Source organism: Streptomyces chlorus (assembly GCF_042655885.1).
GTDB lineage: Bacteria > Actinomycetota > Actinomycetes > Streptomycetales > Streptomycetaceae > Streptomyces > Streptomyces chlorus.
On record NZ_JBHSOA010000053.1, the window covers coordinates 147037 to 161180 of the forward strand.

Consider the following 14144-nt stretch of genomic DNA (forward strand, 5'->3'; position numbering starts at 1 on the left):
AGGCCAAGCAGAGCGGCGGCGGGTACTGACGCCGCGCTCCCGCCCGGCAGGGGGCGGGAGTACCGTGAAGACATCGAGAGAATCGTCGCCGTCGGCTCGTGTGTCGTGGCCGCTCCCGATGACGACAGGGCCGGAGGTGATCGACTGTGATCATGAAATGTATGCCCGGCGAGAGGCCCCATGCCCAGCGCTGACGAGTCCTCCCAGAGTCCGGTCGGAGCGATCGGAAGAATCACCGTGGGGATTCCTCCGGACGGACCGGGTGAGGTCTTGGTGGCTGTGCGCGGGGGCTCGGAGACCTACGCGGCGTGGTCGCGCACCAACACCCCCCTCGCACGAGACGCACGGGTCCTCGTCGTCGACTCCATTTCGGCGCGCTCGGTGATCGTCGAGCCGCTGCCGTCCTGAACGGTCCTGCAAAGGGCTGGAAAAGTGCGTTGCGTCCCGCTGTTCGACGGGAGTTCTCTCATGCTGTTCTGGCAGGTCCCCGCGCCCAATGAGGCCATGCTCATATCCGGTACGAAACGGCAGGCGCAGGCGACGCAGTTCCGTATCGTCACAGGTCACGGCAGTTTCGTACTGCCGGTGAAGCAGAAGGCCCGCATGCTGTCCCTGGCACTGCGGGAAGCGGAGATCGCGGAGGACTGCGTCACCCAGCAGGGCATCCGGCTGAGCGTGCGCGCGGTCTGCGTGTTCAAGGTCGGTGACGACGCGGTCTCGATCGCCAATGCGGCCCGCCGCTTCCTCTCCGAACAGGAACGGATGGAGGAGCTCGTCGGCCGGATCTTCGCCGGACACCTCAGGTCCATCGTCGGCGGACTGACCGTCGAACAGATCATCCGGGAACGCAACCGGGTCGCCCAGGAAGTGATGGCGGGCAGTCACAGCGAGATGGAGAAACTCGGCATCGTCGTCGACGCGCTCCAGATCCAGGAGATCGAGGACGCCACCGGATACATCAACAACCTCTCCGCTCCGCACGCCGCCGCGGTCGCCAGCCAGGCGCGCATCGCCCGGGCCAAGGCCGACCAGGAGGCGACCGAACGCGAACAGCAGGCGGCCGCCCTCAAGGCGGAGTACGAGCGGGACACCGCGATCAAGCGGGCCGGGTTCCTCGCCGAGACCGAGCAGTCCAACGCCCGCGCCGCACAGGCCGGCCCGCTCGCTCAGGCCAGGGCGTCCCACGAGGTCATCGAGGAGCAGACCGCGCTCGCCCAGCGCCAGGCCGAACTGGCGGCCCAGCGCCTCGAAGGGGAGGTCAGGCGCCCGGCGGACGCCGAGGCGTACCGACAGCGCACTCTGGCCGAAGCCGCCCGGGACAGTGCCAAGTTCGAGGCGGACGGCAACGCCTACACCGAGCGCACCATCGCGCAGGCCCAGGCCGACGCGAACACCGCCCGCGCCCTCTCGCTGCGCGACGGCAACCAGGAACTGATCGCCGCCAACCGTGTGGTGGAGAACCTGCCGGCCCTCGCCGACGCGGCCGCCCGCGGTATATCGGGCGCCAGCCTCACCGTCCTCAACGGCACCGAGGGCGTCAATCAGCTGGCCGCGGGCGTGGTGGGCCAGGGCCTGGCCATTCTTGACGCGCTCCAGAACACGAAGAATCCCGCCGTCAACGGAAAGAGCAGCCTGCGGGTTCCCGGCCGGACCCCGTAGCGGCAGTCCTGTGGCCGGACCCGTTCACGGGCCGCGACCGGGAGACTTCGATCACGCACGACACGTGCCCGCCCCGCCGCACACCGGCAGGGGCGGGCCGCCCTTGCGCCAGGGGCCGTCACGCCTCGTCGTCGAGCACGTGGACAATCGCCAGGGCGATCCGTTCGATCCAGTCGATGGCGTCCGTCACCGCCGCCTCGTCGATGGGGCGGCGCTGCTTCAGGTCGCCGTCGACCAGGTCGGCGGTAGGCCCGGGTTCTCCATTTCGTGATCATGTCACCGGTCTGTGACAGCGTTGTCCTGGAACGAAGACGCCGGGATCCCTTCGGCCCGCAGCCCCCTCTTAGAGATCGAGCAAGCACCGAGAAGCCGAAACCGCTTCGGCCTCGACCACCGATCGCCAAGGGGATCTCATGTCCGGCAACCGTCGCAAGGCCTTACTCGTCTCCGCAGCCCTCGTGGCCGGCACCATGCTGATGACGGCGTGCCAGGAATCGGACACGCCCACGGACACCGGCGCGGCGCAGGGTTCTTCGTCCGCCACTCCGGCCGGCGATGCGGCCACCCCGTCCGGCTCGTCGACCGCGGGCAGCGGTCAGGGCACCGACAAGGGCTCCGACGAGACGGGCCAGGGAACCGAGGACGGGGCCGGCTCCGGCGCCGACACCGGCAACGGCGAGCGGGAGCCGGTCGGGCAGAGCTGCGGCGCCAACGACATCTCCTGGAGCACCAGGTCCGAGAGCCAGGCCGGCGGATACATCCTGATCATCGCGAAGGCGAAGTCGGGGATCACCTGTGTCCTGCCGGCCGCGCTTCCGACCGTGGCGTTCGGTTCCGACGGCACCCAGGCGGGTCCCGCGGAGCAGGCCGTCGGCGAGCAGATCACGCTGAGTGGGAGTACCACCGCCTACGCCGGGGTGAACCCGAAAAGCACCAACGGAAACGGTGGCAAGGAACTGGACAGCATCATCGTCGGCGTCGGTGACGACGACCCCAACCCGGTGTCCCTGCCGGTCGGCACCATTACCGTCGAGGACCCGATCGTCACCAACTGGCACACCTCCCCCACGGACGCCGTTCCCTTCAACTGAACGGACCCGCAGCTCGTGATCCATGCCTGAACGGCCCGGCCCAGGCAGCGGCCGGGCCCGGGATCGGGCACCGTCCGTCGTCAGCCGCGCAGCCCACGGACAGCACGCCCTTGCCGAACAGTGCGTTCATCGGGTGAGGACCGCTCAGCGGACCCATACCTCCCAGTACGGGGCGTTCCAACGGCACTGGAACTCCCTGTACAGCCCCTCGTCGAGGAGGGCCTTCCCCTCCACCTGACATATGTGGTGATCCCTGAACCCACCGATCAGGTTGAAGCCGTCGGGGTCGGTGGCGGACGCCGAGCCCGCGGTCAGCGGAATGGTGACGGCTGCGGTGCCGACTACGACAGCGGCGGCGATACGGGAACGCCAGGACTTCATGTATGTCTCCTTACGGACTGAGCCGGGTCCTACGGGCCGGCCATCGGCCCTGGGCGGCTTGCAGCGGGTAAGACGGCTCCCCCACGGCGGGGGTTCCAGGCACGTGGGGAGATCCGGTGAGCGCGGAACCAGCAACGGCCCGGGACCTCAAGACTGCACTCGACAACTGGACCAAGGTCTGGCTCGATTTGGCCACCCGTGAGGTCATCGGCTACTCGATGGCCGATCACCACCGTGCCGGCCTCGTCGTCGACGCCCTGGACATGGCCGCGAAACTGGGCCGCCTGCAACCCGGTTGCGTGATCCACTCCGATCGCGGATCTGAATACACGTCTACTCAACTCCGCGACAAGATAAGGGAGTTGACTGGACGACAGAGCATGGGGCGGACCGGGATCTGCTATGACAATGCTGCGGCCGAAAGCTTCTGGGCCGTCCTCAAAGAGGAAATCGGCACCCGTTTCTGGCCCGACAGGGCCACCGCCCGCGCCTACATCTTCGGCTTCATCGAGACCTTCTACAACCGCCGCAGACACATCACCTGGGGCTACCTCACACCCCACGAGACCCGCATGCGGTGCCAGCAAGAACAGGCCCTCGCGGCATAACGGAAATGTGTCCATGATCACGGGGAAACTTCACTGCTCGACCTCGCCCTCCGGTACGTCCACCTCACTGCCCAGGGAACGAGCGAGGGCGGGGGTCCTTCAGCCACGTGATGTCGGGTTTTGACCGGGAGTTCTGAACACGGCCGTCGCCCCACCTGCCGGTTCCGGTATCCGTCGATAGGCCCCGACGTGTGCAGGCGTCGGCCCCGACCGCAGAATGATCGCCGAATCTCTGATCACTACGGCGAGGAGCACGGCTCATGACAGAACCCACCGCCCAGCAGGTCCCCGGGCAGACGACAGCCCCTGAGGCGGCGCCCCCGGGCACCGAAGGCCTTGGCCGACTGCGGGAGACCTTCCTGCCGAAGCGCATCGGTACGGTGCGGATGGTCGGCCTCCTGTTCATGGGAACCGTCTCCCTGGTCATTCCTCCCCTGGGCGCCTACTTCCTCTGGCTCGCCTTCAAAACGCCCAATCTCTCGCGCAAGCAGGCTGCCCGCCGGCTGCACCTTTTCGAGCACGGCCTGGCCGAGGTCGGAAAGAACGGCGAGGTCTCCGTCTTCCGCTGGGACTCGATGACGGTGCTCCAGGAGATCACCGAGCGGTACGCGAACGGCATCTACGTCGGCACCACCTACGTCTACACGCTCTACCGCGAGCACGGTACGACGCTCAAGGTGACCGACTTTTACGCCCAGCCCGAGCGCTGGGGCCCGGCGTTCCAGGAGGAGATCACCCGGACGCAGCTGCCCGGGCTGCTCGCCGGGCTGGAGCAGGGCCGGACCCTGGCCTACGGGGGCCTCTCGGTGAACCTGAACGGTGTGGCCACGACAAAGGGCAGCCTGACCTGGCCGGAGATCGAGAAGGTCGAGATCGCCCAGGGAACGCTGGTGCTGCGCAAGCACGGCAAGAAGCTGTTCTGGGCAAGGATGCCGGTCAAGGAGATCCCGAACTTCTTCCTCTTCCTCGCCCTCGTCGAGCGGCTCCGATACGGCGGCCCGCGCCAGGACGCCTGACCCGCCGGAGTACGGGCAGCGCCCGGGGGGCCGGGCAGGACAGAGCCGGCCACGCGGGGCGCGAGCCGCCCGGGGTACGGGCGAGTCCGTCAGCTCTCGTCGTCGAGGACGTGGGCGAGGGCCAGGGCGATCCGCTCGATCCAGTCGATGGCGTCCGTGACCTCGGCCTCGTCGATGGAGCGGCGCTGCTTCAGGTCGCCGTCGATGAGGTCGGCGTCGTGGGCGATCTTGTTGCGGCGCTGGGTGATCTCCAGGTAGCGGCTGCGGAGCGTCTTCTCGTTGAGCGACGTACGCCCTTGGAAGAACTCCTTGTTGATGCACCCCGCCGCCTCGTACCAGACCTTCTTCTCCGTGACGAGCTTGAGCACTTCGGCGATTTTCCCGGGGTGCTGGAGCGCCTGTGCGGCGAGCTTGTCGCGCAGGTGCTCCACTACGGCCTCGGAGAGGGTGACCTCGCCCCGCCGTACCGCTTCGACCCGGTGCAGCGGGAGTTCGTAGACCCTGAGCTGGTACGGCATCTCGGGGCTGTCCCTGGCGGCCAGTTCGGCGACCCGGCGCAGGACCTCCTCGTGCAGCCAGTGGTCGATGGCGGCGACGGCCTGGACCCAGGCGGCCCGGTAGAAGTCGTCGATGTCGATCGTGGGCGACCGGAAGGGCGTCAGCATCCCGCCCGCCTTGACCATGCGCCGGGCGTACGACAGATTCGTCATGAACGCCTCGAACTGACGCGTCTCCGGTCTGGACACAGCCATGTGCAACCTCACGATCACTCTTCGCCACGTTCTGTACGAGCACGATCGCGGAGACGCCGGGGGGCGGGTCAAGCCGGGAGGGGTGGACCGGACGAAGGTGGCCGAAAGCGATTCCTCCGCTTCCGGATCACGCCTCTGCGGACTCGGCGGCCCCAGCGGCTCCGGCGGCCTCAGCGGCCCCGGTTTCTTCCGCACCGTCGTCCCGGTAGCGCGGCAGGCCGCTCGTGGCGATGGTCCATTCGCCGATGGTGACGTCCTCGCCGTAGACGAAGTCCTTGCGCGTGGCGTAACGGGGGCCGTCCGGAGTGGGGTGGATGTCGGTGAGGACAGCGCCACTGCCGGTACGGGGGTCGAAGATCGCGTAGACGGGGATACCCAGCAGCGGGTAGTCGCGCATGGCCCGGTACGGGTGAGAGGTGCCCTGGTACGTGTCGTCAGGTGCGATGGTCATGGCGCTCGCTCCTCGTCGTCTGTGCCCAGGGGCAAGGATCGTCACGTTCATGCTAGGCGGCCTCCTGAGGATTGGTTCGGCAGTCGCGGCAGCGGGCTTCGGATTCGGGGGCGCGGAAGCCGCGCTCGCAGCCGTCGCAGTTGCGCATCCTGTAGTGGGCGGGCGGGTCCTCGACCGGGGCCCGGAAGGGGGGCGGGGGCGGCAGTTGGGCCGCGAGACGGTGGGCCAGGAGGGCGGCGGGGCGGCGGACGCCCTCGGGCGGCAGGTCGGTGGTCAGGGCGTGGCGTACGGCGGCGGGGGTGACGTCGCGCTCCAGCCAGGCGGCGACGCCGGGGGCCGGGTGGGCCGTGTCGACGGCGGAGAGCAGCAGGTGGGAGCCGTGGCGGCGCAGGTCCGCGAGGAGGTCGGTGGCGGCCCGGAGCAGCTCGGGGGCGGGGAAGGCGGGGCGCGGTACGTCCGGGAGCTGCTTGCGGGGCTCCCGCTTCCGGCGGGTCCCGTGCCGCGCGCCTTCCTCGCCCTCGCACGCCTCCTGTCCCTCCTGCCGCTCTCGCCGCTGCGGTTCCGGGGCTGTCGGACGGCCGGCGGCGGGGGCTGGGGCGGGTGTACCGGCGTGGCGGCGGCCCGCCGCCGGCTGGTTGCAGGAGACGGTGCGGGTGACGATCCGGCCCGCGGGGGTGCGGACGCGTTCGCGGCGCAGGTAGCCGTGGACCTCAAGCTCCCGCAGAGCGGCGGCGATACGGGTGGCGCCCTCGGGGAAGCGGGCGGTGAGGGTCTTGATGTCGGCCGGGGCGCCCTTCGGCAGCGACTGGAGGTGGGTGCCGAGCCCGATGGCCAGCAGCGAGAGCTGACCGTGCTGGGCGAGGTGGTTGCCGATCACCGTGAAGCGGGCGGTGTGGCGGGAGTTGTCGTGGAGCAGCCCGCCGGTGCGGTGGCCCCGGTTCGGGCGCTTGTTGCCCGCAATACGGGCCTGGGCGTGCGGGTGCACGTTAGGGTTCTGGGTACCCATCGGGAAGCCTCTATCTTCCTCGGTGGTCAGGCCCTCGCACTGGGATTGCAGTCCCGGCGGGGGCCGTCGCATGTCTGCTGTTGTCCTGTGCTGAGCGTCGGGCCTGGAGGGCCACGAAATCCAGCCGGACCGGGGATGTTCACCCGCCCGAGTGAGTGCGCGTCACGGGCGGGAGGAGTGGGGCTTGGTGGGGTTCTTTCCCCACAACGTTCTTTGTCTTTCAGTCGTCGACGGCACCGGAACCCGTGGGGACGGGTTCCGGTGGTACGAGGCGCAGTTCGGCCCATACGGTCTTGTGCGGGAACCGCCCCTCGATCACTCCCCAGCGGTCCGTCAGCGCCTCCACCAGCAGCAGCCCACGGCCCGACTCGGCCCCGCCGTCGGGCTCTTGCCGCGCGGGGAGCCGGTCGCCCCGTGTGTCGGTGACCTCGATGCGGAGCGCGGCGCCGACCACGTACAGCGTGAGGCGGAAGCTGCGGCCGGGCAGACGGCCGTGCGTGGCCGCGTTGGCCGCCAGCTCCGCCACGACCTGGCTCGCCGCCTCGTCCGGCAGGCCCCAGCTGCGCAATGCGTCCACCGCGAGCAGGCGGGCGAGACGGGCACCGCGCGGGGTGGACGACAACAGCATCGTGACGTTGCGGACTTCGCGGCCGGGTCGGGTGTCCGTCCCGGAGATTTCCTGAGTTTCCTGATTTACGTCACTCAGCGTGGCCGATCGGACGTACCGTGTTGAGTAATCGCGATGCTGCGTAGGGTGACCGTCCACGGCTTGTCCGGCCCTGTCCGAACTGTCGATACGGCTCCCACCGGCACCGCGCGACGGTACGGCGCGGCACAACGGAGGAGCGCGACATGTCGGTGAACGGCGAGGCGGTGCGGGTCACGACCGAGACGGACCAGACGGACGAGCCGGGGTGGGAGGTCGACCCGGACGACGACTGGGCACTCGCGGTAGTGGCCACCGTGGGACGGCAGTTGAGGCTCCGCCGGGAGGCGGCGGGCATGCGGGTCGGCGACTTCGCGGTAGCGGTCGGTTACGGAGACGACCTCGTCTACAAGATCGAGAGCGGCAAGCGCATCCCCCGGCCCGAGTACCTGGACACGGCGGACGCGCTGTTCAACGCCGAGGGCCTCATCTCGGCGATGAAGGAGGACGTGAAGAAGGTCCGGTACCCGAAGAAGGTGCGGGACCTGGCGCAGATGGAGGGGCGGGCGGTTGAGCTACAGCTGTATGACCCCTTGAACATCCATGGGTTGTTGCAGCACCCGGAGTACGCACGCACCCTTCTGTCCATGCGGCGCCCCGCCTATTCAGCGGGTGAGGTGGAGCAGTTCATTGCCGCACGCGTGGCACGCAAGGCGATCTTCGAACGGGACCCTGCGCCCGAACTGAGCTTCATCCTGGAAGAGTGGACACTTCGACGACCACTGGGCGGAAGGGCTGTCCTGCGTGCCCAGCTTGAGCACCTCCTTGAGGCAAGACGGCTGCGTAACATCGAGCTTCAAGTGATGCCGATGGAACGTGATGAACATGCCGGGGTGGACGGCAGCATCGAGGTGCTCAAGTTCGACGACGGTTCAGCGATCGGCCGTTCCCCAGCAGTGGCCAATGGACGGCCGGTTTACGACCTGAAGCAGCTCCGCATCTTGGAACTGCGGTATGGCATCATCCGGTCTCAGGCGCTCACACCACGTGAGTCGACGGCCTTCATCGAACAACTGCTGGGGGAAGCATGATCCGGAATACCTCAGCCAGGGATGGCTCCAACCTGGTGTGGTTCAAGAGCAGTTACAGCAGTGGCAGTGAGGGCGACTCGTGCGTGGAGATCGCCACCCAGCCCGGCACCGTCCACGTCCGTGACTCCAAGGACGTGGACGGCAGTCGGCTGGCCTTCGCCCCCGCCGCGTGGACCGACTTCGTGCCGTACGCGGTCGAGGGCTGACGGCCAACTCCTATTCGACCTCGGCCTCCGGTACGTCCACTTCGCCGCCCAGAGAACGGGCGATGGCGGTGAACTCGTTCAGGGCGGACTGGAGGTCGCGGACGATCTCCTCGGGCGGCAGGCCGCTGTCGGCATCTTCGAGGGCAGGGGCGAGAGTCGGTTCGGGGCCGGCAGCTTCGGCGGCTCGCTGGGCGGGGGCCTTACGCGTGCGCTTGGGTTTGGACTGCGCGGCGCGTTCGGTGGCGATGCGGGCCAAGAGCGGGGCAGCGGATTCTTCTTCGGGATGCTGGGCGACCAGCCTTCCCTCGAAGGCCCGCTTCAGGAGGGCCGCCCGCAAGGCGGCAGCGCGCCGCAAACCAGTGCCCCGCGTACACATCCCGTCAAAGTCGAAAGGATTCCCGGCTTCCACGAACCTTCCATTTCGAACCGTTCGAACGCACCTGCAAGTGGCCCATCCCCAGACGTTGCGGAGAAAAGGATCGTGTCGCCTGAGTAATCATCTTCGCCACGACGGGATCCCGATGCACCGCAGCTCTCTTCCGTCGGCTTGTCACATACACACGGGAACTACGCGTACGCAGTTTCTCGATGTCTGCCTCACTGGGAACAAACACACCTCGCTCGTACGGGGCCAGAACGCAGATCGCTTCATCATGGATCAATAGATCCCAGATCTCATCACTGTCTGCATTCCTGGATCCGTGATGAGGCACTTTATAGAGAGAACTCAGACTTGCCGGACGATTGGGGTCACGCACAATTGCTTTCCAACCCCTTGTCACGTCACCCCGGTTCTCAAGATCACCCCCTAACAGCACAGAGCCGGCAACCGTCTCCAACTGAAGAACAACACTCAGGTCGTTCTCCGCGGTTGGGGGGATCCTGGAGACACCTCCGTCATGCCGCTCAAGAGCTGCCGAAATTCCGTCGATGCCTCTGATCGTGTCAGTGTCCGAAGGACTGAGAGCCCAAATCTCCGACACCAGAGCACCCTGCTGACAGCGGATTCTCCTTCCTGCGCTCACCAGGCCAAGGTGCGCGCCGGCGCTGCCGTCGCGCGCCTCGACCAAGGCTCTTACCCGAGCCAACTCCGAGACCCCGGACGAAAATCTTGAGCGGATAGGAGTACGCATAGTCAGTGCTCTGAGAGTGCGGTAAGTGATGTTTCCTGCCGTTTCACACCGATGTGATGACATGCCATAACGGGGTGATTCCGGCGGTCGAATGATCAACATCGCCGCCCTGGCCGAGCGCACGGCTCCGGCTCCCCGGTTTGGCTCGACAGCCGAGGTCAGGGGCCTGCTACCCACTGGGACGAAGTGGTGCGAAATTAGCTAGACCATCACTTACCGCACTCTGAATTCATCGCCACTCAACGCTGACGCGGCGAAGAATTTTGCAGCCCTGGCGCGCTCAAAAATCTCAGATATCCCTTTGACGTGATCGTCATGCCAATGGGATGCCACCACCATGGAGACACGCGAGCCGACATCGACACCGAGCTTCTCAAGGTACTCAAGCGCAACCGGAGTACTCTCCTGCGGGCGCACACATGAGTCGACAATCATCCACTCGGAATTCCCGAGGTGTACGACAACACACTCCCCCAGGCCTGGACCGAACAGACTTAATTCTACTTCATCACTACCGGGATGCTCTTCGGATACATCCGCAAGAATCGCATGATTGGGCAACTCTAAACTCTATTCGCTGCGGTCCCAACTCGACGGAAGCGCAGTTCAGATGCGCGAACCCTCTGACCATTCTCACGCACCTCATAGCCGACGCTCCAGTAGAAGAGAGCACCGGGTTCACAGAGCGCCAGGTCTCCGGGCTTGACGTTTTCGAGCTGGAATTCTGCAGTCGCCCTTTCCCCGTTTTCCAGATCAATCAATTCCGCCACGAAGTACGTGGCGCATCGCTCAAGAACCGACCCTTCCCAGCGAGCCAGGGAGATGAATCCTCGGGCGCTCCTCGCCTTCCTGGCAACAGGCTTCTGCGCTACGCGAATCACTCTAGTCCTCCCCGCAACGCGCGTGTCGCCGCTGCGAGAAGTCACAACGCTTTCAACGTCAGTTGATTTGCCCGCGGAACCCGACATCGATTCAGGAAGAAACTTCGGCTCGGCGGACTTGAGTTCGAATTCCCCTATGGTGCTCGTCCCGGCTGAAGTCGACGCGAGCGTATCCATCACAACTCCCATGCCCGGTCGATGACGTTGCTCTGGATCTGCTGAACTCGCGTCCGGTGCGACTCCCAGCCGCTCGTCAGCAGCTTGACGAACCACTCCGCGGAAGAGGAACCCGACGGGCAGCGGAATTCGTCATTCACTTCCAGGTGAACACCATGAGTGATTTCCACAGAAGGCTCGACGCGGACTTTCAAGTGGCCTTCATGTCTATCGGAACGCTCGGACGAAACAGTAAGAGAAAGTGTTCGAGGGTCAGCCATGACCGGAGACCAGTAGGTCGCCTTTGGCGCCAATTCGTGACCAAGCTGCTCATACACGCGCTGGTTCGGCATCTCAAAGTGCGCGTTAGAATTCAGTCCGACCTTCTCGATCGGCGTATGGTGCAGCGCGGCGAACGTCCCCAAGGCCAGATCCCGCAGCATCTCAAAGACCGGCGTCGACAGGCTGGAAATTGAGCACCGATTTTCAAGAACCTCGATACGGAACCATTCGGTGGAAAATACGCAGACATCATTAGTGATGATCTGCACATCTGCTTCGCTGGCCTCATCAGCTGCAAGCAGCCCCTGGGCGGCGAACCAGGCGGGCTGAAAGATGCGCGGGTTGAAGGCTCCAATGCAGACGATGCCAACGCGCTCATGCGTGGGTGCGTGCAACACCTGATCCGTCCCTACGTCTCGCCGACGCTCCACCAGTGGTGGTGCCAAGCTACAGGAGGCGACACCCGCTGTCGCCGTGTCGGAGGTGTTGGGGTGCGGGGCTGCGGGGGTGCCCCAAGGACAGCCCGCGAAGCTCTCGACGTGACCATCAGCCGACCGGCCAAGTCCACACGGACGGAACGCTCACTGGGCGCCGACGGCGACAGCGGGTGCCGGTGCGCTCTTCTCGGGCTGACGGTTCGGACGTTGCGAGAGACGGCGTTCGAGCCACGTCGCAGCCCTGCTCAGGGAGATGGGGAGCGAGTACCGGCGGCGGGGAGGCGTCAGGTCCGGTCAGGGAGTGGGGGCAGGGCGACGGCCCGGAGGAAGTTCTGCGCGAAGGCCTCGATGGCCTCTTCGGTGGAGGGCAGGTCCGCGCCGGGCAGGTCCGCGGCGGCGGGGCGCAGCAGGAGGTGGGAGAGGACGGGGCCCGTCATCTGCACATGAAGAAAGGCCCCGCCTCGAACCGGTGCGGTGCTCACGGCTTTCGCCCGTACCTTCCCGGAGCCCCCGTCAGATGTCCTGGACGCGCAGGAAGGGCTGGTCGGCCTCCAACTCGAACGCGAGTTCCAGCAGCGTCCGTTCGGCGCCCGGGCGGCCGGAGAACATGACGCCGATGGGGAGTCCGTCCGACGTCGTGCTCGTGGCCGGTAGCGAGATCGACGGCGTCCCGACGACGTTGTTGACCGGGGTGAACGCGACGTAGGCGAGGATGCGTTCGATCAGGGTCTCGTAGGGGACGGCCGGGTTGAGGTGGCCGAGCTGCGGCGTGGTGTGGGCGAGGACCGGGGAGAGGACGAGGTCGAGGCCGCGGAAGGCCGCCGCGTACGGCTCCCGCGTACGCTTCAGCCTCCGCAGGACGCCCGGCGTGCCCTGCCAGTTGCTCACGTACGTCTCGCGCAGGCCCCGGCTGAGGCCGTCCATGCGGCGGCGGTCGAAGTCCGTGCCGAGGGTCCTGCCGGTGACGCCGATGAGGAACGACAGCAGGCCCCAGTAGGTGAGGAAGTCCTGGGTGAAGCGCGGGTCGATCGACAGTTCCACCGGTTCCACGGTGTGGCCGAGCCGCTCCAGCCGCCGGGCCGTCTCCGTGACGGCCGCGCGGGTGTCGGCGTCGGAGGGGACGCCGTTCGGCGAGTCGAGCAGGAGCCCGATGCGCAGCCTCCGCTCCGAGGGGCCTTCGACCAGGCCGACGGGCGGCAGCTTCGGGTTGCGCCAGTGCTGCTCGGCGGCGGCGAGGAACGCGGCACTGTCCCGTACCGAGCGGCTCACGACGCCGTCGGTGACGAGGTCGATCGGCAGCCGGCGGCCCTGGGCGTTGGCGACCATCCGGCCCCGGGTGGGCTTCAGCCCGACGAGTCCGCAGCAGGCGGCGGGAATCCGGATCGAGCCGCCGCCGTCGTTGGCGTGCGCGACCGGTACCGCTCCGGCGGCGACGAGGGCCGCGCTGCCGCCCGACGAACCGCCCGCCGAGTGGCCCGTGTGCCATGGGTTGCGGACGGGCTCGGCGTCCTCGTACTCCGTGGTCGGGCTGAACCCGAACTCGGGCAGCCGGGTCTTGCCGAGCACCGTGACGCCGGTGCTCAGGAACTGCCGGGCGAACGGGGCGTGGCGGCGTGCGGCCTTCGGCGCGAACGCGGCGCTGCCGTGCCCGGTGGGCAGCCCCTGGTAGTCGGTGTTGTCCTTGACGAAGGTCGGCACCCCGGCGAGGGCGCCGACCGGCCCGGAGCGGTATGCCGGGACCTCGATGTGCACCTGGACGGCGTGGAGGCGGTCCTCCACCGCCCCGACCCTGGCCGCCGCGTCACGGGCGGCCTCGGCGGCCCCGACCTCTCCCCGGCGGATCGCCTCGGCGAGGCCCACCGCGTCGTGGTCTCCGAGGGCGTCGTCGCGGAAGACGTGCACCCTGGTCTGTTCCCGTTCCTGTTCCTCGGAAGTCGTCACCGGTGGCACCGCCCCTGAACGCGTGGATGATTGCCCGCCATCATTCCTTACCGGCAAGTAACAGGCGAGAGGTCGACACCCCCGAGTCGCCGCACCGCGCTGCCCGACGCGCCACGGCCGGCGAGACGCGCGACGCCGAACCACAGCAGCACGGCCGTGGCGAGCAGGACGAAGGCGGCGCAGTTCACGACGGCCGGGTCGACCCGGGCCGGAACCAGGTCGCAGCGCGCGTTGCACTTGTCGTACAGCGGGAACCAGCCTCTGGAACTGAGCCTGCGCCACCTTGGATACGCAGGTCAAAGGGCTGGTGTGACCGGTTCTCGGGCTGCTCACGCTGGTCGCGGGCGGCAGTCTGCGGAGTAGAGCGCCTGTCAGCGCGGTCGCCTCGAAGCGAAAGGCGGCGGGTC

At 67.3% G+C, this 14144-nt stretch carries 18 protein-coding genes and 1 pseudogene; 7 read left to right on the forward strand and 12 right to left on the reverse strand.

Going from position 1 to position 14144, the window contains the following annotated elements:
• Nucleotides 1-273: 273 nt before the first annotated feature.
• The 3 genes from ACFPZI_RS24490 to ACFPZI_RS24500 all read left to right on the forward strand — a co-directional run bounded on the left by ACFPZI_RS24490 (nucleotide 274) and on the right by ACFPZI_RS24500 (nucleotide 2750).
• Nucleotides 274-408: a hypothetical protein gene (locus ACFPZI_RS24490; RefSeq protein ID WP_381215489.1), complete on the forward strand. Its 135-nt coding sequence runs from the start codon at nucleotides 274-276 to the stop codon at nucleotides 406-408.
• A 60-nt stretch (nucleotides 409-468) separates the two neighbouring features.
• Nucleotides 469-1659 (forward strand): SPFH domain-containing protein, encoded by a 1191-nt coding sequence (locus ACFPZI_RS24495; protein WP_381366761.1) that lies wholly within the window; start codon nucleotides 469-471, stop codon nucleotides 1657-1659.
• Between the two features lie 413 nt (nucleotides 1660-2072).
• Nucleotides 2073-2750 carry a DUF4232 domain-containing protein gene (locus ACFPZI_RS24500; protein WP_381366764.1) on the forward strand — a complete coding sequence of 226 codons (678 nt, stop codon included), beginning with the start codon at nucleotides 2073-2075 and terminating at the stop codon, nucleotides 2748-2750.
• A gap of 144 nt (nucleotides 2751-2894) precedes the next feature.
• Here ACFPZI_RS24500 and ACFPZI_RS24505 read toward each other — a convergent pair whose 3' ends face one another.
• Complete coding sequence (locus ACFPZI_RS24505; protein WP_381366766.1) at nucleotides 2895-3131, reverse strand: hypothetical protein; 237 nt, start codon at nucleotides 3129-3131, stop codon at nucleotides 2895-2897.
• Between the two features lie 116 nt (nucleotides 3132-3247).
• Between ACFPZI_RS24505 and ACFPZI_RS24510 the strand changes: the two genes are divergently transcribed.
• Nucleotides 3248-3739: a transposase gene (locus tag ACFPZI_RS24510; RefSeq protein ID WP_381366769.1), complete on the forward strand. Its 492-nt coding sequence runs from the start codon at nucleotides 3248-3250 to the stop codon at nucleotides 3737-3739.
• A gap of 260 nt (nucleotides 3740-3999) precedes the next feature.
• On the forward strand, nucleotides 4000-4755 hold the full coding sequence (locus ACFPZI_RS24515) for a DUF6585 family protein (protein ID WP_381366772.1): 756 nt from the start codon (nucleotides 4000-4002) through the stop codon (nucleotides 4753-4755).
• A gap of 89 nt (nucleotides 4756-4844) precedes the next feature.
• Here the strand turns inward: ACFPZI_RS24515 and ACFPZI_RS24520 are convergent, their stop codons facing one another.
• The 4 genes and pseudogenes from ACFPZI_RS24520 to ACFPZI_RS24535 form a co-directional block, all read right to left on the reverse strand.
• Complete coding sequence (locus tag ACFPZI_RS24520; protein ID WP_326754589.1) at nucleotides 4845-5507, reverse strand: hypothetical protein; 663 nt, start codon at nucleotides 5505-5507, stop codon at nucleotides 4845-4847.
• 127 nt (nucleotides 5508-5634) lie between these two features.
• Nucleotides 5635-5904: pseudogene (locus tag ACFPZI_RS24525) on the reverse strand (hypothetical protein); the annotation flags it as partial.
• Between the two features lie 106 nt (nucleotides 5905-6010).
• On the reverse strand, nucleotides 6011-6964 hold the full coding sequence (locus ACFPZI_RS24530; protein ID WP_381366775.1) for a helix-turn-helix domain-containing protein: 954 nt from the start codon (nucleotides 6962-6964) through the stop codon (nucleotides 6011-6013).
• A gap of 220 nt (nucleotides 6965-7184) precedes the next feature.
• A complete protein-coding gene (locus ACFPZI_RS24535; RefSeq protein WP_381366778.1) occupies nucleotides 7185-7592 on the reverse strand; it encodes an ATP-binding protein in 408 nt (135 codons plus the stop codon).
• A gap of 224 nt (nucleotides 7593-7816) precedes the next feature.
• Between ACFPZI_RS24535 and ACFPZI_RS24540 the strand changes: the two genes are divergently transcribed.
• Together ACFPZI_RS24540 and ACFPZI_RS24545 are read left to right on the forward strand one after the other, a co-directional pair.
• Nucleotides 7817-8701, forward strand: a complete 885-nt coding sequence (locus ACFPZI_RS24540; RefSeq protein ID WP_381366781.1) for a helix-turn-helix domain-containing protein — start codon at nucleotides 7817-7819, stop codon at nucleotides 8699-8701.
• Nucleotides 8698-8907 (forward strand): DUF397 domain-containing protein, encoded by a 210-nt coding sequence (locus ACFPZI_RS24545; RefSeq protein ID WP_381366784.1) that lies wholly within the window; start codon nucleotides 8698-8700, stop codon nucleotides 8905-8907. Before ACFPZI_RS24540 ends, ACFPZI_RS24545 begins: the two co-directional genes overlap by 4 nt.
• A 10-nt stretch (nucleotides 8908-8917) precedes the next feature.
• Here the strand turns inward: ACFPZI_RS24545 and ACFPZI_RS24550 are convergent, their stop codons facing one another.
• The 7 genes from ACFPZI_RS24550 to ACFPZI_RS24580 all read right to left on the reverse strand — a co-directional run bounded on the left by ACFPZI_RS24550 (nucleotide 8918) and on the right by ACFPZI_RS24580 (nucleotide 13925).
• Nucleotides 8918-9244, reverse strand: coding sequence for a hypothetical protein (locus ACFPZI_RS24550; RefSeq protein ID WP_381366787.1), 327 nt, complete (start codon nucleotides 9242-9244; stop codon nucleotides 8918-8920).
• Between the two features lie 1009 nt (nucleotides 9245-10253).
• Nucleotides 10254-10601 carry a ComEC/Rec2 family competence protein gene (locus ACFPZI_RS24555; protein WP_381366790.1) on the reverse strand — a complete coding sequence of 116 codons (348 nt, stop codon included), beginning with the start codon at nucleotides 10599-10601 and terminating at the stop codon, nucleotides 10254-10256.
• A 2-nt stretch (nucleotides 10602-10603) separates the two neighbouring features.
• Nucleotides 10604-11098: a hypothetical protein gene (locus ACFPZI_RS24560; RefSeq protein WP_381366793.1), complete on the reverse strand. Its 495-nt coding sequence runs from the start codon at nucleotides 11096-11098 to the stop codon at nucleotides 10604-10606.
• Nucleotides 11098-11757, reverse strand: a complete 660-nt coding sequence (locus ACFPZI_RS24565; protein ID WP_381366796.1) for a hypothetical protein — start codon at nucleotides 11755-11757, stop codon at nucleotides 11098-11100. The genes ACFPZI_RS24560 and ACFPZI_RS24565 overlap by 1 nt, the downstream gene beginning before the upstream one ends.
• Before the next feature lie 323 nt (nucleotides 11758-12080).
• A complete protein-coding gene (locus ACFPZI_RS24570; protein WP_381366799.1) occupies nucleotides 12081-12233 on the reverse strand; it encodes a hypothetical protein in 153 nt (50 codons plus the stop codon).
• A 76-nt stretch (nucleotides 12234-12309) separates the two neighbouring features.
• Complete coding sequence (locus ACFPZI_RS24575; RefSeq protein ID WP_381366802.1) at nucleotides 12310-13737, reverse strand: amidase; 1428 nt, start codon at nucleotides 13735-13737, stop codon at nucleotides 12310-12312.
• Between the two features lie 47 nt (nucleotides 13738-13784).
• Nucleotides 13785-13925, reverse strand: coding sequence for a hypothetical protein (locus ACFPZI_RS24580; protein ID WP_381366805.1), 141 nt, complete (start codon nucleotides 13923-13925; stop codon nucleotides 13785-13787).
• Nucleotides 13926-14144: the final 219 nt, after the last annotated feature.

What these genes read in the sequence shown, in the direction of transcription:
- ACFPZI_RS24515 (WP_381366772.1), top strand. Translation starts at nt 4,000, where the DNA reads ATGACAGAACCCACCGCCCAGCAGGTCCCCGGGCAGACGACAGCCCCT.
- ACFPZI_RS24570 (WP_381366799.1), bottom strand. Translation starts at nt 12,233, where the DNA reads ATGACGGGCCCCGTCCTCTCCCACCTCCTGCTGCGCCCCGCCGCCGCG.
- ACFPZI_RS24535 (WP_381366778.1), bottom strand. Translation starts at nt 7,592, where the DNA reads ATGCTGTTGTCGTCCACCCCGCGCGGTGCCCGTCTCGCCCGCCTGCTC.
- ACFPZI_RS24520 (WP_326754589.1), bottom strand. Translation starts at nt 5,507, where the DNA reads ATGGCTGTGTCCAGACCGGAGACGCGTCAGTTCGAGGCGTTCATGACG.
- ACFPZI_RS24540 (WP_381366781.1), top strand. Translation starts at nt 7,817, where the DNA reads ATGTCGGTGAACGGCGAGGCGGTGCGGGTCACGACCGAGACGGACCAG.
- ACFPZI_RS24560 (WP_381366793.1), bottom strand. Translation starts at nt 11,098, where the DNA reads ATGGATACGCTCGCGTCGACTTCAGCCGGGACGAGCACCATAGGGGAA.
- ACFPZI_RS24500 (WP_381366764.1), top strand. Translation starts at nt 2,073, where the DNA reads ATGTCCGGCAACCGTCGCAAGGCCTTACTCGTCTCCGCAGCCCTCGTG.
- ACFPZI_RS24495 (WP_381366761.1), top strand. Translation starts at nt 469, where the DNA reads ATGCTGTTCTGGCAGGTCCCCGCGCCCAATGAGGCCATGCTCATATCC.
- ACFPZI_RS24530 (WP_381366775.1), bottom strand. Translation starts at nt 6,964, where the DNA reads ATGGGTACCCAGAACCCTAACGTGCACCCGCACGCCCAGGCCCGTATT.
- ACFPZI_RS24505 (WP_381366766.1), bottom strand. Translation starts at nt 3,131, where the DNA reads ATGAAGTCCTGGCGTTCCCGTATCGCCGCCGCTGTCGTAGTCGGCACC.
- ACFPZI_RS24545 (WP_381366784.1), top strand. Translation starts at nt 8,698, where the DNA reads ATGATCCGGAATACCTCAGCCAGGGATGGCTCCAACCTGGTGTGGTTC.